Source organism: Vibrio sp. 10N.247.311.13 (assembly GCF_041467595.1).
GTDB classification, from domain to species: domain Bacteria; phylum Pseudomonadota; class Gammaproteobacteria; order Enterobacterales; family Vibrionaceae; genus Vibrio; species Vibrio crassostreae_C.
The window spans coordinates 1-16,284 of sequence record NZ_JBFSUX010000065.1 but is presented as its reverse complement, the minus strand read 5'-3'; the positions used below and the strand labels follow the sequence as shown (position 1 = coordinate 16,284).

The following is a 16,284-nucleotide window of genomic DNA, read 5'->3' as shown; positions in this document are numbered from 1 at the left end:
GCTAGACTGATGTTTATCATACTTTTATCAGTCTTTTTCTATGCAAAAACTCACCATCAAAGCATTTGGCCTACCTGTGTCTTTTTACTTATCAATAGTATTTGGCCTACTGGTAACCCAAAGCGTTTTCGCCGCACCACTGAGCTCATTCTCCAAAGCAAAAAGAGAAGCGGTGAAGATTTATCTCGACCACCCGACTTCATTTTATTGTGGTTGTGACATTACATGGAAGGACAAAAAGAAAGGGATTCCCGACCTTGACGGCTGTGGTTATCAAGTCCGAAAACAACAAAAGCGAGCGAGTCGAATTGAGTGGGAACACGTGGTTCCAGCTTGGCAATTCGGCCACCAGCGTCAGTGCTGGCAAGATGGCGGGCGCAAGAACTGCACTCGCAATGACAAAGTATTCAAGTCCATGGAAGCCGATCTCCACAACCTAACGCCAGCTATCGGTGAAGTAAATGGTGACCGTTCGAACTACAACTTCAGCCAGTGGAATGGAATGGATGGCGTGAGCTATGGTCAGTGCGAAATGCAGGTCAACTTCAAGCAGCGTAAGGTGATGCCGCCAGACAGAGCAAAAGGCTCTATCGCGCGTACCTACCTTTACATGAGCCAAGAGTATGGCTTCAAGCTATCTAAGCAGCAAACCAACCTGATGATGGCGTGGAACAAGCAATTTCCTGTCGACAAGTGGGAATGTACTCGGGATGAGCGAATCTATGCCATCCAAGGAAATCACAACCCATTTGTTTACCCTGCTTGTAAATAACGTCACTCGTACAATCAACATTCCAACTATCTCAAACAAGAGTTTCAGAATTGCCCCTGAAACTCTTGCTCTACCCTTGTTTTTTCAACCAAAAGCATCCATGTTAGGCAGAGACAAAATACCCAAATGAACATATTTATAGGTTTACCAGCATGAGAATCCCTCGTATCCATCACCCAGAACGCATTCATCAGTTAGGTTCACTCGCTTTAGGCGAAGATGCCGCGGGTCATGTTGGTCGTGTCCTTCGCATGAAAGAAGGCCAAGAAGTCCTTCTATTTGATGGCAGTGGTGCTGAATTTCCAGCGACAATCACTGAAGTGTCAAAGAAAAATGTCACCGTTAATGTTTCTGAACGCATCGAGCGCAGCAGCGAATCTCCGTTAGACTTACATTTAGGCCAAGTGATTTCACGTGGTGACAAAATGGAGTTCACCATTCAGAAATCGGTTGAGCTTGGTGTGAACACCATTACCCCTCTAATTTCAGAGCGATGTGGCGTTAAACTTGATACAAAACGCTTTGAGAAAAAACTCGCACAGTGGCAAAAGATTGCTATCGCGGCGTGTGAACAGTGTGGCCGTAATACGGTTCCAGTCATTCGTCCAATTATGCAGCTTGAAGAATGGTGCAGCGAACCAAGCGAAGCACTAAAGCTAAACCTGCACCCTCGAGCAAAGTACTCAATTAACACCCTTCCAGAACCTATCAGCAAGGTACGCCTATTGATTGGTCCTGAAGGTGGCTTGTCGGCTGAAGAAATCGGCATGACAGAGCAATACAAATTTGAAGAGACGCTACTCGGCCCACGTGTACTTCGTACCGAAACAGCTGCTCTAACCGCAATTACTGCCTTACAAGTCCGTTTTGGCGATCTAGGCTAGGAGAAAAAAATGATCAAACTTGGCATCGTAATGGATCCAATTTCATCCATTAACATCAAAAAAGACTCTAGCTTTGCCATGATGCTTGAAGCTCAGCGTCGTGGTTACGAAATCCATTACATGGAAATGGATGATCTACACTTAGATCAAGGCGTAGCCATTGCTGACACTAAGGTTGTAGAACTAAAGGAAGACCCAAACGGTTGGTATGAATTCAAGTCAGAACAGACTATCGCGCTATCTGATTTAGATGCAGTATTGATGCGTAAAGATCCTCCGTTTGATACTGAATACATTTACGCGACCTACATTCTTGAGCGTGCTGAAGAAAACGGCGCACTGATCGTAAACAAGCCACAAAGCCTACGTGACTGTAACGAAAAGTTGTTCACGGCTTGGTTCCCAGAGCTAACACCAACTACCATCGTGACTCGTAAAGCTGAAAAGATTAAAGAGTTTCGTGAGAAGCATGGTGACGTGATCCTAAAACCACTTGATGGTATGGGTGGTGCGTCTATCTTCCGCGTGAAGGAAGGCGATCCAAACGTATCGGTGATCATTGAAACGCTGACCAACCATGGTCAAAACTACGCAATGGCACAAACCTTTGTTCCTGACATCAGCAATGGTGATAAGCGTATTCTTGTGGTTGACGGTGAGCCAATGCCTTACTGCCTAGCTCGTATTCCAGCTAAAGGCGAAACACGCGGCAACCTAGCCGCTGGCGGTACAGGTGAAGCTCGTCCATTAAGTGAAACAGACTGGGCTATTGCACGAGCAGTGGCTCCTTCACTAAAAGAAAAAGGCTTAATCTTTGTCGGACTGGATGTTATCGGCGACAAGCTGACAGAAATTAACGTGACCAGCCCTACTTGTATCCGTGAAATTGAAGCTGCTTTTGATATTTCGGTAACAGGTAAATTAATGGACGCAATCGAGCGTCGCGTTAACGCTAAATAGCCTAAACTAAAGAAAGCCTTAGCTATTCGCAAACGGCACAGAATCAATGAGCGGCTTCACGCCGCTCTTTTTCCTTTACTGGGAACACACTGGCAGGAGGCTCTATGAATTTAACGAACCACTTTCTGGTTGCTATGCCCGGAATGAAAGACCCCTACTTTCAAAATTCGGTAATTTACCTTTGTGAGCACAACGACGAAGGTGCGATGGGCTTAATGATCAACGCTCCTATCGATGTCACTGTCGGAAGCATGCTTAAACAAGTTGAGGTTGATTCTGAGCAGCCGAAATCGAATCAGGCAAGTCTTGATAAGCCAGTATTGAACGGTGGGCCGGTCGCAGAAGACCGTGGGTTTATTTTGCACAAACCTAAAGGCAGCTATCAATCCAGCATCAACATGACAGATCAAATCTCAGTGACAACCTCAAAAGATATCTTGATGGTGTTGGGCACAGAAGATGAGCCGATGAATTATTTAGTCGCACTTGGGTATGCAGGATGGGAACCGGGACAACTGGAAACCGAACTTACCGAGAACTCATGGTTAACCGTTGAAGCCGATCCAAAGGTCATCTTCGATACACCGATTTCTGACCGCTGGAAAGTCGCCGTGCAGATGTTAGGCATTAATGCGGCTCAGCTTTCAGCAGACGCTGGTCACGCCTAGCTCAAATCAGCTAAATAAACAGACACTCTCAAACACAGATAAATTTGGAACCCCCATGTCACGAACAATTATGGCATTTGACTACGGTACAAAAAGTATCGGCAGTGCGATAGGACAAGAAATCACAGGCACAGCAAGCCCACTGAAAGCCTTTAAAGCCAAAGACGGAATTCCTAACTGGGACGATATCGAAAAGCAAATTAAGGAGTGGCAACCGAACCTGATTGTGGTTGGCCTTCCTACCGACCTTCATGGCAAAGATCTAGCCACCATCACACCTAGAGCGAAGAAGTTCGCTAACCGCCTTAAAGGGCGCTTTGGTGTTGATGTTGAACTGCATGATGAGAGGCTATCGACTGCAGAAGCAAGAGCCGATCTTTTTGACATGGGTGGCTATAAAGCATTAAGTAAAGGCAATGTAGATAACCAGTCTGCAGTCGTCATTTTAGAGAGCTGGTTTGAAGCGCAATATTCGTAACGAAAATTAAGTGAGCAAAATTTGAACTAATTTGTGATCCCACACGAATTTCACGCCGTAATGTCGATGCAATTCAAAATCAGAACGTGGGAGTTCAAATGAAAATTTTTCTAGCAATCTTCACCGCTCTAACCATTTCAGCATGCAGTTCAATGGGTGGTTCAGCGGGTTACACTGGCGAACAATATCCAACTAAAATTAAATTAGAGAAAGAGCGTGGCTACTCGAACGACAACAACCGTTTTGCTAATCACTAATTTATTCACTTTACAAAAAACCCGCATCTCAGCGGGTTTTTTATTGGCACCAGACACTAGGCATTCAACCTAACCCATGTCTATCTTTACCCCGGCCAAAGCACCAGTCCCGTAGTCATCATCGCCACGTCTGGTTTTTAGCATCAAACGTAAGTCATTAGCAGAGTCAGCACTGTGAAACGCATCCTCTTCGCTGATCTTGCCTGCTACAACTAAATCATATAAAGCTTGGTCAAAGGTCTGCATACCAATCTCTTTTGATTTTGCCATGGTTGCTTTCAGTTCATGTAGTTCACCACGACGAATCAAGTCAGACACACGAGGGCTGTTGAGTAGAATCTCAAACACACCATGGCGACCGCTGCCATTCTTATCTCTGATTAATTGCTGAGCCACCACACCACGCAAGTTCATCGACAAATCAAACAAGAACTGCTCTTTTTGTTCCTTCGGTACCAAGTGGAGAATACGTTCTAACGCTTGGTTAGCGTTATTGGCGTGCAAAGTTGCCATACACAAGTGACCCGTTTCAGCAAAGGTCATCGCGTATTCCATGGTTTCACGGCTACGGATTTCGCCAATCAAGATCATGTCTGGCGCTTGACGTAACGAGTTCTTAAGTGCGACTTCATAGCTCTCGGTGTCGAGCCCAACTTCACGTTGAGTCACGATACATTTTTTATGTTCGTGAACGAATTCAATTGGGTCTTCAACCGTCAAGATATGCCCCGAGCGGTTGGTATTGCGATAACCAGTCATCGCAGCCATTGAGGTCGATTTACCAGAGCCTGTCGCCCCAACCACCAACACAAGTCCGCGCTTAGCGATTGAAAGGTCCTGCAGTACATCTGGAAGCTTTAATTGCTCAAAGGTTGGGATGTTAGTCTCGATACGTCGAATGACCGCTCCAGGTAGCTCTCGTTGAAAGAATGCACTGACACGAAAACGCCCAAAGTCACGCACTATGGCAAAATTAGCCTCACGCGTTTGCTGATATTCATCACGTCGGTCTTGATCCATCATCGCATCAAGTAGTTGAGCGACCTGAACCGAATTCAGCTTCTCGCCTTGCGGTCGTAGTTCACCATCGACACGGAACAAGACAGGCGCATCGACGGTGATATAAAGATCGGACGCTTTTTGAGACAGCATTCCCTCAAGGATTTGATTCAATTCCATTATGTGCACCTTGATTAAAACATTGAGGTTTCAATTTCGATTTTTTTCTCAACCTCTTCCGAGTCAACCAAGCCTTGAGCCATCAGCTGCTTCGCGTTTTGCTCCATGGTTTGCATGCCATGTGCTGCGCCCGTTTGAATGATCGAATACATCTGAGCGACCTTGTCTTCACGAATCAAGTTTCTAATCGCTGGTGTCGCCATCATGATTTCATGGCAAGCCACACGACCACCCCCTACACGTTTTAGCAGCTTCTGTGCAATCACCGATCGTAACGATTCAGACAGCATTGAACGCACCATGTCTTTATCGCTACCAGGGAAAACATCAATGATACGGTCAATCGTTTTTGCTGCAGAGCTGGTATGTAGGGTACCAAAAACCAAGTGACCGGTTTCCGCTGCGGTTAGCGCTAAGCTGATCGTCTCTTGGTCACGAAGCTCACCAACAAGGATAACATCTGGGTCTTCACGTAACGCGCTGCGCAGCGCCGCTTTAAAGCTGTGAGTATCACGATGGACCTCACGCTGATTAACAAGGCATTTATTGTTGGTGTGAACGAATTCAATCGGGTCTTCAATCGTCAGAATATGCTTATTGTGGTTGCGATTTACGTAATCAACCATCGCCGCAAGAGTCGTTGATTTACCAGAGCCAGTTGGACCAGTGACGAGCACTAACCCTTTTTCGTAGTTAGCAATCCTTTCGAAGATCTCAGGTGCACCTAACTGATCTAAAGTCGGGATTTCGACAGGGATAGTTCGAAAGACAGCTGAGCAGCCACGGGCTTGGTTAAACGCATTAACACGAAAGCGACCAACATTGGGTAATTCAAAAGAGAAGTCGACTTCCAGTTTTTCTTCAAACTCGCCGCGTTGTGAATCGCTCATGATCTCAAAAACCAAACGATGCACATCAGCATGACTCAAAGCTGGGATTCCAAGCTTCCTTACTTCACCATCTATACGTACCATTGGAGATACACCCGCAGAAAGATGTAGATCTGACGCGTTATGCTTTACACTAAAATCTAGTAACTCAGTGATATCCATTTATTTTCCCTTAAGTAAAGTCAGCTATGAGTAGTATTCAACAAAATATCGAACAAATCACCTCACAGATTCGTAGTGCTGAGCAAAAGTGCGGACGAGCTCCAGAGTCCGTGCAACTTTTAGCCGTCAGCAAAACTAAACCTATTGATGCGATTCTAGAAGCCGCACTCGGAGGCCAAGTTGCCTTTGGTGAAAACTATGTTCAAGAAGGTGTAGATAAAGTAAAACACTTTTCAGAACAACATTCTAACCTAAATTTAGAGTGGCATTTTATTGGTCCAATTCAATCCAATAAAACCCGCCCAATCGCGGAAAGCTTTCAATGGGTGCATTCCGTCGATCGCGATAAGATCGCACAAAGGCTTAATGATCAACGACCAAGCGAACTTCCACCTTTGCAAGTGTTGATTCAGGTAAACACCAGTGGTGAAGAGTCCAAATCTGGAACCTCAGAAGAGACAGTTTTTGCACTCGCGGAGTTGATTTCATCGCTCCCCAACCTCACCTTAAGAGGATTGATGTCGATTCCTGCAAACGTATCTGACTATCAATCTCAGCTTAATGCATTTTCTCAACTGGCAGAGCTTAAAGACAAGCTAGCCGCGAAGTATTCAGACATTGATACCCTTTCGATGGGGATGAGTGGTGATATGGATGCAGCAGTTGAGGCTGGCAGCACAATGGTTCGTATTGGAACAGCTATTTTCGGCGCTCGTGATTACGCGAAATAGCCGTAGTAAGTAACGACAAGTACAAGTATTGATACCGCTTCGCCTTATCCGCGCAGCGACACGCTCAGGATTTTATATATGGTACATAAGAACATCGCCTTTATTGGGGCGGGAAACATGGTTCGCTCAATTGTAGCTGGCTTAGTTGCTAGTGGTTACCCAGCGCAAAAGATTACTGCGACAGCACCTTCAGAAACCAGAAGGCTGCCATTAGAACAAGAATACGGCATCAATACCACCAGCGATAATATTGCCGCAGCTGAAAAAGCAGACGTTGTTGTGTTATCAGTGAAACCACAGATGATGGCTGATGTATGTAAACCCTTACAAAGCATCGACTTTAGCAACAAACTGGTTATCTCCATTGCTGCGGGTATTAATGCGAATCGACTCAATGAGATGTTAAACTGCCAACTGAACCTTGTTCGTGTGATGCCAAACACGCCATCACTGCTAGGTAAAGGAATGAGCGGTCTTTATGCCGATTCAACGGTCAGCCAAAATGATAAAGACTTTGCATCTCAGCTGATGCAAGCTGTAGGTGAAGTGAGCTGGGTTGAACAAGAATCTGGAATCAACAACATCATTGCGGCGGCGGGTAGCGCTCCGGCTTACTTCTTCCTGTTTATGGAAGCGATGCAAGCTGAAGCAATCAAGCAAGGTTTTGACCAAGAAACCGCTCGTAAGCTAGTGCAGCAGTCTGCATTAGGCGCGGCAGAGATGGTGGTAGCAAACCAAGATACTGAATTATCAACACTGCGTGAACAAGTGACATCCAAAGGCGGCACGACCGCAGAAGCACTACGCACGTTTAACGAACATCAACTATCAGACATCGTAGCAAAAGCCATGCAAGCGGCGGTTGCTCGAGCTGAAGAGATGGAAAAACTGTTTTAGTACCAATCAAGGTAAACAAGCATTTTGCCGCTCTGGTTATATCTAAGCGACAAGTAAATCCGAAAAAGGAAACAATATGAACTCGATGAGCTTTCTGATCTCGACCGTTTTTGATCTTTACATCATGGTTGTGATCTTGCGTATCTGGCTACAAGCATCACGTGCAGATTTCTACAACCCATTCTCACAATTCATCGTAAAAGCGACACAACCAGTTGTTGCCCCACTGCGCCGAGTTATTCCATCAATCGGCAGCCTAGATCTTGCGACGGTTATTTTTGCTTATGTGCTATGTGTGCTTAAGTTCGTTGCTCTCAACCTGATTATCTCTGGCGGCGCAGCTGTATTCGATATCAGCTTCCTGATCTTTGGTGCACTATCTTTGCTCAAAGCGGCTGGTGGTTTGATCTTCTGGGTTCTACTTATCCGTGCAATCCTTAGCTGGGTTAGCCAAGGCCGTAGCCCAATCGAGTACGTGTTCCATCAACTGACTGAGCCAATGCTAATGCCTATCCGCCGTATCCTACCGGATATGGGTGGCTTCGACTTAAGCGTTCTGGTTCTGTTCATTGTTCTACAGTTTGCGAACTTCCTAATGGGCGACATGATTGGTCCTATTTGGTATCAGCTATAATTCAAGTACGAACATCAGGTACTTTGACGATGCCAAAAGCGGTTTGGGCCGAGGAAAACGATATTCTTCTTAGGCTCTATATCCAACCCAAAGCAAGCCGAGACAAGATTGTTGGCTTGCATGGTGAGGAACTCAAAATTGCCATAACTGCTCCACCAGTAGATGGCAAAGCCAACGCCCACTTAGCGAAATACCTTGCGAAACAGTTTAAGGTCGCAAAAGGGCAAATTAAGATAGAAAAGGGAGATCTCGGTAGGCACAAGCAAGTTCGAATATGCTCGCCAAGCCAAATCCCAACTGAAGTCAAAGCCATCCTATGATGGCTTTTTGCTATTTATTGGAGTCATTATGCGTTTATGGATAACAGCACTACTCACCGCTCTTGTTGCCTTACCAAGCTCAGCAGGGCAATTTAAGAATATTAAGGATGTCGAGGTTCATTACTCGGCTTTTAATTCCACGTTCTTAACTTCGCAAGTCGCTAAGCAATACAAACTTAAGCGAAATGGATACTCAGCAATCCTCAACATCAGCGTGTTAGACAAGGCTTCTCTAGGCAAGCCTGCGACAACGGCTAAAATTACGGGAACAGCGAAGAACCTCGTTGGAAACACCCGTACTTTGAAGTTTCGAGAAATCAAAGAAGGCGATGCGATTTATTACCTTGCTGAGTTCCCCGTAACTCACGAAGAAAACATCACCTTCGACATCGATGTGAACGCAGGCCTAAAAGGCACTGGTCCACTGCGTTTCACACAGAAATTCTATATAGAAGAGTAAGCTCAAACCTTACTTTTCATTTATTAACTTATTTAGAGCTACATTCCCATGAGTAAGATTGTTTTAGCAACAGGCAACCAAGGTAAAGTTCGCGAGATGGCAGATATTCTGTCTGAGTTTGGTTTTGACGTTGTCGCGCAAAGTGAATTTAACGTTTCAGAAGTCGCTGAAACAGGAACGACTTTCATTGAAAATGCCATCATCAAAGCTCGCCACGCAGCGAAAGAAACAGGGCTGCCAGCCATTGCTGACGACTCAGGTTTAGAGGTTGATTACTTAAATGGTGCGCCAGGTATCTATTCAGCGCGTTACTCAGGTGAAGGGGCAACCGATAAGCAGAACATCAAAAAACTATTAGATGCGATGCAAGGTGTCGAAACTGAAAAGCGTACTGCGCGTTTCCACTGTGTGTTGGTGCTAATGCGTCACGAGAATGATCCAACACCTCTAGTGTGTCACGGTAAATGGGAAGGTCGTATTCTTACTGAAGAACACGGTGAGAATGGCTTTGGCTACGATCCTGTGTTCTTTGTACCAGAAGATAACTGCGCCTCAGCAGAGCTTGAATCTTCGCGTAAGAAGCAACTATCACACCGTGGTAAAGCGCTTGCGTCACTATTCAAGACTCTCAAGGAGCAAGCTCTGTAATGCACAATGCAGCGCTAATACCACCCGCACTTAGCCTCTATGTACACATCCCATGGTGTGTACAAAAGTGTCCGTATTGTGATTTTAACTCTCACGCTCTGAAAGCCGAGATCCCTGAAAAAGAGTACATCGATGCACTGCTTGAGGATCTCGATACTGATATCGAAAAATATCAGCTCAATGGTATGCCTCGCCCACTGCATTCGATCTTTATTGGTGGCGGTACCCCAAGCCTGTTTTCTCCTGAAGGAATTGGCCGATTGTTACAAGGCATTGAACAGCGCATCCCGTTCAAACCTGAAATAGAAATCACCATGGAAGCCAACCCGGGAACTATCGAAGCTGAGCGTTTTGCAGATTACCAAAAGGCAGGCATTACTCGAATCTCGGTGGGTGTGCAAAGTTTTGAGCAAGAGAAACTGGAAAGACTTGGGCGTATTCATGGTCAAGATGAAGCGGTAAATGCTGCTCATTTAGCGCATAAGATTGGATTGAATAGTTTCAATTTAGACTTAATGCACGGCTTACCCGAACAGAGTATTGAACAAGCGTTGGCTGATTTGGATAAAGCGATAGAACTCGACCCTCCGCACTTATCTTGGTATCAGCTAACAATAGAACCTAACACCATGTTCTATTACAAAACACCAACGCTGCCTGATGATGATGACCTTTGGGATATCTTCGACCTAGGCCATAAGAAGCTCGCAGACGCAGGGTATGTGCAGTACGAAATTTCAGGCTACAGCAAGCCGGGATATCAGTGCCAACATAACCTCAACTACTGGCGCTTTGGTGACTATCTAGGTATTGGCTGTGGCTCTCATGGCAAGCTGAGCTTTACAGATGGACGCATTGTTCGTACCACTAAGGTTAAGCACCCTAGAGGCTATTTGGCGGCTTACCAGAATATGGTGAAGCCTTATATTTCGGATGAATTTGAAGTAGCAAACGAAGATCGCCCTTTCGAGTTTTTCATGAACCGTTTCAGGCTGATGGAAGCATGCCCTAAGCAAGATTTCATTGATACGACAGGACTTGGTTTTGACGCTGTTCAGCCAACAATTGAGTGGGCAAAAGAGCTAGGCTACTTGAACGAAACCGACACTCATTGGCAGATCACTGAAAAAGGAAAGCTGTTTCTCAATGATCTGTTAGAAGCCTTTATGGCAGAAGAAGACGAGTAGTTCGAGATTCGAGATTCGAGATTCGAGAAGCATTGCGTAAGGGTTGGCTTTAGGGTCAACCCTTTTTGTTTTATAGCCCTCTCTCGGAGCGAAGCGTTCTATAGGACAACGTCCGTGCTCGAATCTTTCTCTTAGAAAATAGAACGACCAATTCGTTCTGAAAGCAACTCTAGAGCCTTAGTACCTGCGAGCGAGTTGCCAGAAGGATCAAGCTCTGGAGACCACACCGCAATCGTCATTTCGCCAGGAACGATAGCAATAATACCGCCACCAACGCCCGATTTTCCTGGCATACCAACACGGTAGGCAAACTCACCAGCCCCATCGTACAAGCCACACGTCGCAAGCAAAGCATTCAACTGCTTGGTTTGAACTGGCGTGATGATCTCTTTCTTGGTTTGAACCGACACGCCTTTGTTTGCTAAATAGCTAAAGGTTTTTGCCAAATCCACACACGTCATTTTAAGCGCACAAGCGTGGAAGTAGTTATTCAGAACTGGGATAACATCATTCTCAAAATTACCAAATGAACGCATCAAATAAGCAATGGCAGCATTACGATCGCTGTGCATCATTTCTGAAGCCGCTACCACCTTGTCATACACAATATGAGTATCACCCGATAACTGACGCACAAACTCTAACAAGCGGTGCCTAGGCGCAGACAAGCGGCTTTGTAGTAGGTCTGCAACGACAATTGCCCCCGCATTGATGAACGGGTTGCGGGGAATACCATACTCCATCTCAAGCTGAATCATCGAGTTAAAGGCTTGACCAGAAGGCTCTTTGCCTACTCTTTGCCAAATCTCTTCAGGCTTATATAGCACCATAGCTAGCGTCAGGCTCAAGGCTTTAGAAATAGATTGCACAGAAAATGCTTCTTCAGCATCGCCTGCTTTAATCACCTCACCTTCATTGGTGTATACCGCGATCGCCAGTTTCTGGTTCGATACGCGAGCCAGTGCAGGGATATAATCAGCGACCTTTCCCTGTCCAATTAAAGGACGAACTTCGTCTAAGATCTCGGCCAAAATAGCTTGAGTTGGTTTCATGTGCGCTTACTTCTATATTGTTATTTTTGTAGGGGTGTAACATATACCAATCGTAGTAAATAACTGCTCACTCTAGCTTGTTAAAATGCTCGATAACTGCGTTAGAATTTTTGATTGTAGAGTAACTACTTATCGAAAAATGCTGCCTTGTTCTCAAGCCTTTTTCCTACGCTATTTCTGATCACTTACTTACTGTGATTGGTATTACTTTCTGTCGTTAAGCCTTTACTGAAATAAAAGCCTAAGGACAAAAAAGCCAACATTACAATAATGTTGGCTTTAATCAATCCCATAAAGTGTAGGGGTTAAACCCTAAGTCGGATTACCCTTCACTTAATTTGATTCGAAGTTACTTAGTACGCTTGAACTTAATGTCCCAAACACCATGACCTAAACGGTGGCCACGAGCTTCAAACTTAGTTAGCGGGCGCTCATCCGGACGAGGGATGTAATCACCATCTTCAGCGATGTTTTCGAAGCCTGGAGCTACGTTCATCACTTCAATCATATGTTCTGCGTAGTTTTCCCAGTCTGTTGCCATGTGGAAAACACCAGTATCAAGTTGAAGCTTGCCGCGAACCATCTCTGCAAACTCAGCCTTAACGATACGACGTTTATGGTGACGAGCTTTGTGCCATGGGTCAGGGAAGAACAGTTGCAGAGTATGCAGGCTGCTATCTGGGATCATGTGTTCAAATACTTCTACAGCATCGTGACACATTACACGCAGGTTAGTTACGCCAGCATCGCGAGCTGTACCTAAACACGCACCAACACCCGGGCTATGAACTTCAATACCTAAGAAGTTTTTCTCAGGTGCGTTCTTTGCCATTTCAACCAGTGATGCACCCATACCGAAGCCAATCTCTAGTACAACCGGGTTATCGTTGCCAAATACTTCTTTCCAGTTAAGAAGCTCTGGGTTGTAGTCGATACCCATTGTTGGCCAACATTCATTCATCGCGTTCTCTTGGCCTTTTGTTAAGCGGCCTTCGCGGCGAACAAAGCTACGGATCTTACGAACCAGTTTGCCGTCTTCAGTATATTCGTTAGTGGTCACTTCACTCATTGATTTTTGCCTGCACATTGATTAATCAAAGCGGGGATTATCCAAAGAATTGCCTCCGGTGCAAGTCTTTCCGTGGATAAATTCCCACACAATTTGTCTGTTTTACATCCAACGTTAAGTGTGGTGCAATTTCTCTTCTAATAATAGCAAAGCATAGAGCATGTCGTGACTCCTTTCGCAACCGCCATATTAAAGTGGTATGACGCCTACGGGCGTAAAGAATTGCCTTGGCAACAAAACAAAACCGCCTACACCGTTTGGCTATCTGAAATCATGCTTCAGCAGACTCAGGTTGCTACGGTGATTCCATACTACCAACGCTTCTTAGAACGCTTTCCAACGGTTATCGACCTAGCGAACGCCGAACAAGATGAGGTACTCCACTTATGGACAGGGCTTGGTTATTACGCACGAGCTCGCAATCTACATAAAGCAGCCAAGATCGTTGCTGAGCAATATGGTGGTGAATTTCCGCTGTCTATCGAAGAGATGAACGCGCTACCGGGGATTGGTCGCTCAACAGCAGCAGCCGTCTTATCATCGGTTCATAAACTTCCTCATGCGATTCTTGATGGCAATGTAAAACGAACGCTTGCGAGAAGTTTTGCCGTTGAAGGTTGGCCGGGGCAAAAGAAAGTCGAAAACCAGCTTTGGGAACACGCCGAAGCACATACTCCGAACAAAGATGTCGATAAGTACAACCAAGCAATGATGGACATGGGTGCCATGGTTTGTACCCGTAGCAAGCCTAAGTGCACCTTGTGCCCGATTGAAAGCATGTGTGAGGCCAAGAAGCTCGATAGACAGCTCGACTTCCCTGGCAAAAAGCCTAAGAAAGAAAAGCCAGTAAAAGACACATGGTTTGTGATTCTGTATCACGACAACCAAGTGTGGCTCGAACAGCGCCCTCAATCTGGTATCTGGGGCGGATTGTTTTGTTTCCCTCAAAATGAAAACGCAGAGATCGAACATCAACTAGATCTTCGTTCGATCAAAGACACTCAAACCAATTCGATCAAGACCATGATTGCGTTTAGACACACTTTCAGCCACTACCACTTAGATATCACGCCAGTATTAGTGAAATTAGATAAACAACCAGATTTGATAATGGAAGGGGCTAAAGGTCTCTGGTATAACTTATCAAAACCGGAAGAAATTGGCCTAGCCGCTCCTGTAAAGCAGCTTATTGAGAGCCTACCCTTTGAACTGAACGACGACGTTTGAATCAACGAACGCGATAAGAGGAACCACTATGAGCCGCACTGTATTTTGTGCTCGCCTTCAAAAAGATGCTGAAGGCCTAGATTTTCAACTTTACCCAGGTGACTTAGGTAAGCGTATCTTTGACAACGTGTCTAAAGAAGCTTGGGGACAATGGCAAAGCAAGCAAACTATGCTTATCAATGAAAAGAAGCTAAACATGATGGATCCTGAGCATCGTAAACTTCTTGAAACTGAGATGGTTAGCTTCCTTTTTGAAGGTAAAGATGTCGTAATTGATGGCTATACTCCACCAAGCGAATAAGACATTTATTTAAGCAATTTTTAATGACATCATGGTTAACGCTGCGATGTCATTTTTGTATGAGGAACTATGAAAAAGCTAAGTTACTTCCTAACAGCCATGTTATTAACTGGCTGCAGCCGTGAATTTGTCGAAAGCATTTATGATGTCAATTACGAGCCAACCAACCGGTTTGTGAAGAATTTAGCTGAGCTACCCGGACAATTTGAAAAAGATACCGGGGCGCTAGATTCATTAATAGATAGCTTTTCAGGCAACATTCAAAAACGTTGGGGTAGCAGTGAAATCAAGATAGCAGGTAAGAGTAACTATGTGAAATACATAGATAATTACTTAAGTCGTTCAGAAGTGAATTTTAGCCAAGGCCTGATAACGGTGGAAACGGTTTCCTCTACCGAACCGAAAAAACACCTCAAAAATGCGATCATGACGACCCTTTTGACGCCAGATGATCCGGCGCATGTCGATCTATTCTCTTCTAAAAGCATCAAGCTAGAAGGCAAACCTTTCCTCTATAATCAGGTCGTAGACCAAGAAAAAAAGCCCATTCAATGGACTTGGCGAGCGAACCAGTTTGCGGATTACCTGATCGCGAATAACCTAAAAACCAAAGAAGTCGACTTTAAAAAAGCCTACTACGTTGAAATCCCAATGGTGGCCGACCACGCTAGCCAGCGTAGTTATCAATATGCCGACATCGTTCGACGAGCGTCTCAGCGTTATGACATCCCTGAAGATTTAATCTACGCTATCATCAAGACAGAGAGTAGCTTCAACCCGTACGCCGTAAGCTGGGCTAATGCTTATGGTCTTATGCAGGTGGTACCTAAAACCGCTGGTCGAGATGTATTTGAACACGTCAAAAAGAAACCTGGTGAACCAAGCCCTGAGTACTTATTCAATCCAGAAAACAACATTGATGCTGGCACCGCATACTTTTACATCCTTAAAAATCGTTATTTGAAAGACGTAAAAAACCCATTAACGCTTGAATACAGTATGATTTCAGCCTATAACGGCGGTACTGGTGGCGTACTCAATACCTTCAGTAAGGACAGAAAGCGAGCAATGCAAGACTTAAACTCGCTGCAACCGAGCCAAGCCTACTGGGCGCTTACCAAGAAGCATCCAAATAAAGAGTCGCGCCGATACCTCGAAAAAGTAACGCAATTCAAAAAAGAATTTAACCAAGGTAAAACATAACCCTCACTTTTGAATAAAAAAACAACGAACGAACGGTTTTTTTAATTATTTTCAAAAAAGGAGTTGACGGTTATGCAGAAAATCCGTTTAATAGCGCTCCGTTGCCCGGATAGCTCAGTCGGTAGAGCAGAGGATTGAAAATCCTCGTGTCGGTGGTTCGATTCCGCCTCCGGGCACCACAATTTGATTTGTTGGTGTCAACACTCTTTAACAGGGAGTAACAACACGGACAAAAGCATAAAGAATTTAGTGTGCCGACTTAGCTCAGTAGGTAGAGCAACTGACTTGTAATCAGTAGGTCACCA

At 45.0% G+C, this 16,284-nt stretch carries 20 protein-coding genes and 1 tRNA gene; 17 read left to right on the top strand and 4 right to left on the bottom strand.

Annotation, left to right across the window (positions count from 1 at the left end; genetic code table 11):
• Positions 1–40 precede the first annotated feature (40 nt).
• The 6 genes from AB6E52_RS19700 to AB6E52_RS19675 all read left to right on the top strand — a co-directional run bounded on the left by AB6E52_RS19700 (position 41) and on the right by AB6E52_RS19675 (position 4,019).
• Positions 41–772 (top strand): endonuclease, encoded by a 732-nt coding sequence (locus tag AB6E52_RS19700; RefSeq protein ID WP_102321472.1) that lies wholly within the window; start codon positions 41–43, stop codon positions 770–772.
• Between the two features lie 152 nt (positions 773–924).
• Complete coding sequence (gene rsmE / locus AB6E52_RS19695; RefSeq protein ID WP_055319636.1) at positions 925–1,656, top strand: 16S rRNA (uracil(1498)-N(3))-methyltransferase; 732 nt, start codon at positions 925–927, stop codon at positions 1,654–1,656.
• A gap of 9 nt (positions 1,657–1,665) precedes the next feature.
• Positions 1,666–2,616 carry a glutathione synthase gene (gene gshB / locus AB6E52_RS19690; protein WP_019822368.1) on the top strand — a complete coding sequence of 317 codons (951 nt, stop codon included), beginning with the start codon at positions 1,666–1,668 and terminating at the stop codon, positions 2,614–2,616.
• A gap of 104 nt (positions 2,617–2,720) precedes the next feature.
• Complete coding sequence (locus AB6E52_RS19685) at positions 2,721–3,284, top strand: YqgE/AlgH family protein (RefSeq protein WP_048611435.1); 564 nt, start codon at positions 2,721–2,723, stop codon at positions 3,282–3,284.
• A gap of 55 nt (positions 3,285–3,339) precedes the next feature.
• On the top strand, positions 3,340–3,762 hold the full coding sequence (gene ruvX / locus AB6E52_RS19680; protein ID WP_048659417.1) for a Holliday junction resolvase RuvX: 423 nt from the start codon (positions 3,340–3,342) through the stop codon (positions 3,760–3,762).
• A gap of 98 nt (positions 3,763–3,860) precedes the next feature.
• Positions 3,861–4,019 carry a hypothetical protein gene (locus AB6E52_RS19675; RefSeq protein WP_165886710.1) on the top strand — a complete coding sequence of 53 codons (159 nt, stop codon included), beginning with the start codon at positions 3,861–3,863 and terminating at the stop codon, positions 4,017–4,019.
• Between the two features lie 69 nt (positions 4,020–4,088).
• Here AB6E52_RS19675 and AB6E52_RS19670 read toward each other — a convergent pair whose 3' ends face one another.
• Together AB6E52_RS19670 and AB6E52_RS19665 are read right to left on the bottom strand one after the other, a co-directional pair.
• Complete coding sequence (locus tag AB6E52_RS19670) at positions 4,089–5,198, bottom strand: PilT/PilU family type 4a pilus ATPase (RefSeq protein WP_055319637.1); 1,110 nt, start codon at positions 5,196–5,198, stop codon at positions 4,089–4,091.
• 14 nt (positions 5,199–5,212) lie between these two features.
• Positions 5,213–6,250, bottom strand: coding sequence for a type IV pilus twitching motility protein PilT (locus tag AB6E52_RS19665; RefSeq protein WP_017062242.1), 1,038 nt, complete (start codon positions 6,248–6,250; stop codon positions 5,213–5,215).
• A 26-nt stretch (positions 6,251–6,276) separates the two neighbouring features.
• Between AB6E52_RS19665 and AB6E52_RS19660 the strand changes: the two genes are divergently transcribed.
• From AB6E52_RS19660 to hemW, 7 genes are all read left to right on the top strand, one after another.
• On the top strand, positions 6,277–6,981 hold the full coding sequence (locus AB6E52_RS19660) for a YggS family pyridoxal phosphate-dependent enzyme (protein WP_017062243.1): 705 nt from the start codon (positions 6,277–6,279) through the stop codon (positions 6,979–6,981).
• A 78-nt stretch (positions 6,982–7,059) separates the two neighbouring features.
• Positions 7,060–7,878 carry a pyrroline-5-carboxylate reductase gene (gene proC, locus AB6E52_RS19655; RefSeq protein WP_102321471.1) on the top strand — a complete coding sequence of 273 codons (819 nt, stop codon included), beginning with the start codon at positions 7,060–7,062 and terminating at the stop codon, positions 7,876–7,878.
• Positions 7,879–7,954: 76 nt separating this feature from the next.
• The gene (locus AB6E52_RS19650; RefSeq protein ID WP_102321470.1) at positions 7,955–8,512 is read left to right on the top strand and encodes a YggT family protein; all 558 of its coding nucleotides are present in this window, start codon (positions 7,955–7,957) and stop codon (positions 8,510–8,512) included.
• A gap of 29 nt (positions 8,513–8,541) precedes the next feature.
• Positions 8,542–8,832 (top strand): DUF167 family protein YggU, encoded by a 291-nt coding sequence (gene yggU, locus AB6E52_RS19645; protein WP_017062245.1) that lies wholly within the window; start codon positions 8,542–8,544, stop codon positions 8,830–8,832.
• A gap of 28 nt (positions 8,833–8,860) precedes the next feature.
• Positions 8,861–9,292: a DUF4426 domain-containing protein gene (locus tag AB6E52_RS19640; RefSeq protein ID WP_017062246.1), complete on the top strand. Its 432-nt coding sequence runs from the start codon at positions 8,861–8,863 to the stop codon at positions 9,290–9,292.
• Between the two features lie 48 nt (positions 9,293–9,340).
• Positions 9,341–9,940 (top strand): XTP/dITP diphosphatase, encoded by a 600-nt coding sequence (locus AB6E52_RS19635; protein ID WP_017062247.1) that lies wholly within the window; start codon positions 9,341–9,343, stop codon positions 9,938–9,940.
• Positions 9,940–11,127, top strand: a complete 1,188-nt coding sequence (gene hemW / locus AB6E52_RS19630) for a radical SAM family heme chaperone HemW (RefSeq protein WP_102321469.1) — start codon at positions 9,940–9,942, stop codon at positions 11,125–11,127. The genes AB6E52_RS19635 and hemW overlap by 1 nt, the downstream gene beginning before the upstream one ends.
• 131 nt (positions 11,128–11,258) lie before the next feature.
• Here hemW and glsB read toward each other — a convergent pair whose 3' ends face one another.
• Together glsB and trmB are read right to left on the bottom strand one after the other, a co-directional pair.
• Positions 11,259–12,179 (bottom strand): glutaminase B, encoded by a 921-nt coding sequence (glsB, locus tag AB6E52_RS19625; protein WP_017062249.1) that lies wholly within the window; start codon positions 12,177–12,179, stop codon positions 11,259–11,261.
• A 349-nt stretch (positions 12,180–12,528) separates the two neighbouring features.
• Positions 12,529–13,248 carry a tRNA (guanosine(46)-N7)-methyltransferase TrmB gene (gene trmB / locus AB6E52_RS19620; RefSeq protein ID WP_017062250.1) on the bottom strand — a complete coding sequence of 240 codons (720 nt, stop codon included), beginning with the start codon at positions 13,246–13,248 and terminating at the stop codon, positions 12,529–12,531.
• Positions 13,249–13,413: 165 nt separating this feature from the next.
• Here trmB and mutY point away from each other — a divergent pair, with 165 nt between their 5' ends.
• From mutY to AB6E52_RS19600, 4 genes are all read left to right on the top strand, one after another.
• Complete coding sequence (gene mutY, locus AB6E52_RS19615) at positions 13,414–14,475, top strand: A/G-specific adenine glycosylase (RefSeq protein ID WP_065584120.1); 1,062 nt, start codon at positions 13,414–13,416, stop codon at positions 14,473–14,475.
• Positions 14,476–14,503: 28 nt separating this feature from the next.
• A complete protein-coding gene (locus AB6E52_RS19610; RefSeq protein WP_017071943.1) occupies positions 14,504–14,776 on the top strand; it encodes an oxidative damage protection protein in 273 nt (90 codons plus the stop codon).
• Between the two features lie 69 nt (positions 14,777–14,845).
• Positions 14,846–15,979 carry a membrane-bound lytic murein transglycosylase MltC gene (gene mltC, locus AB6E52_RS19605; RefSeq protein WP_017063191.1) on the top strand — a complete coding sequence of 378 codons (1,134 nt, stop codon included), beginning with the start codon at positions 14,846–14,848 and terminating at the stop codon, positions 15,977–15,979.
• A 103-nt stretch (positions 15,980–16,082) separates the two neighbouring features.
• A tRNA-Phe gene (locus tag AB6E52_RS19600) sits at positions 16,083–16,158 on the top strand.
• Positions 16,159–16,284 lie beyond the last annotated feature (126 nt).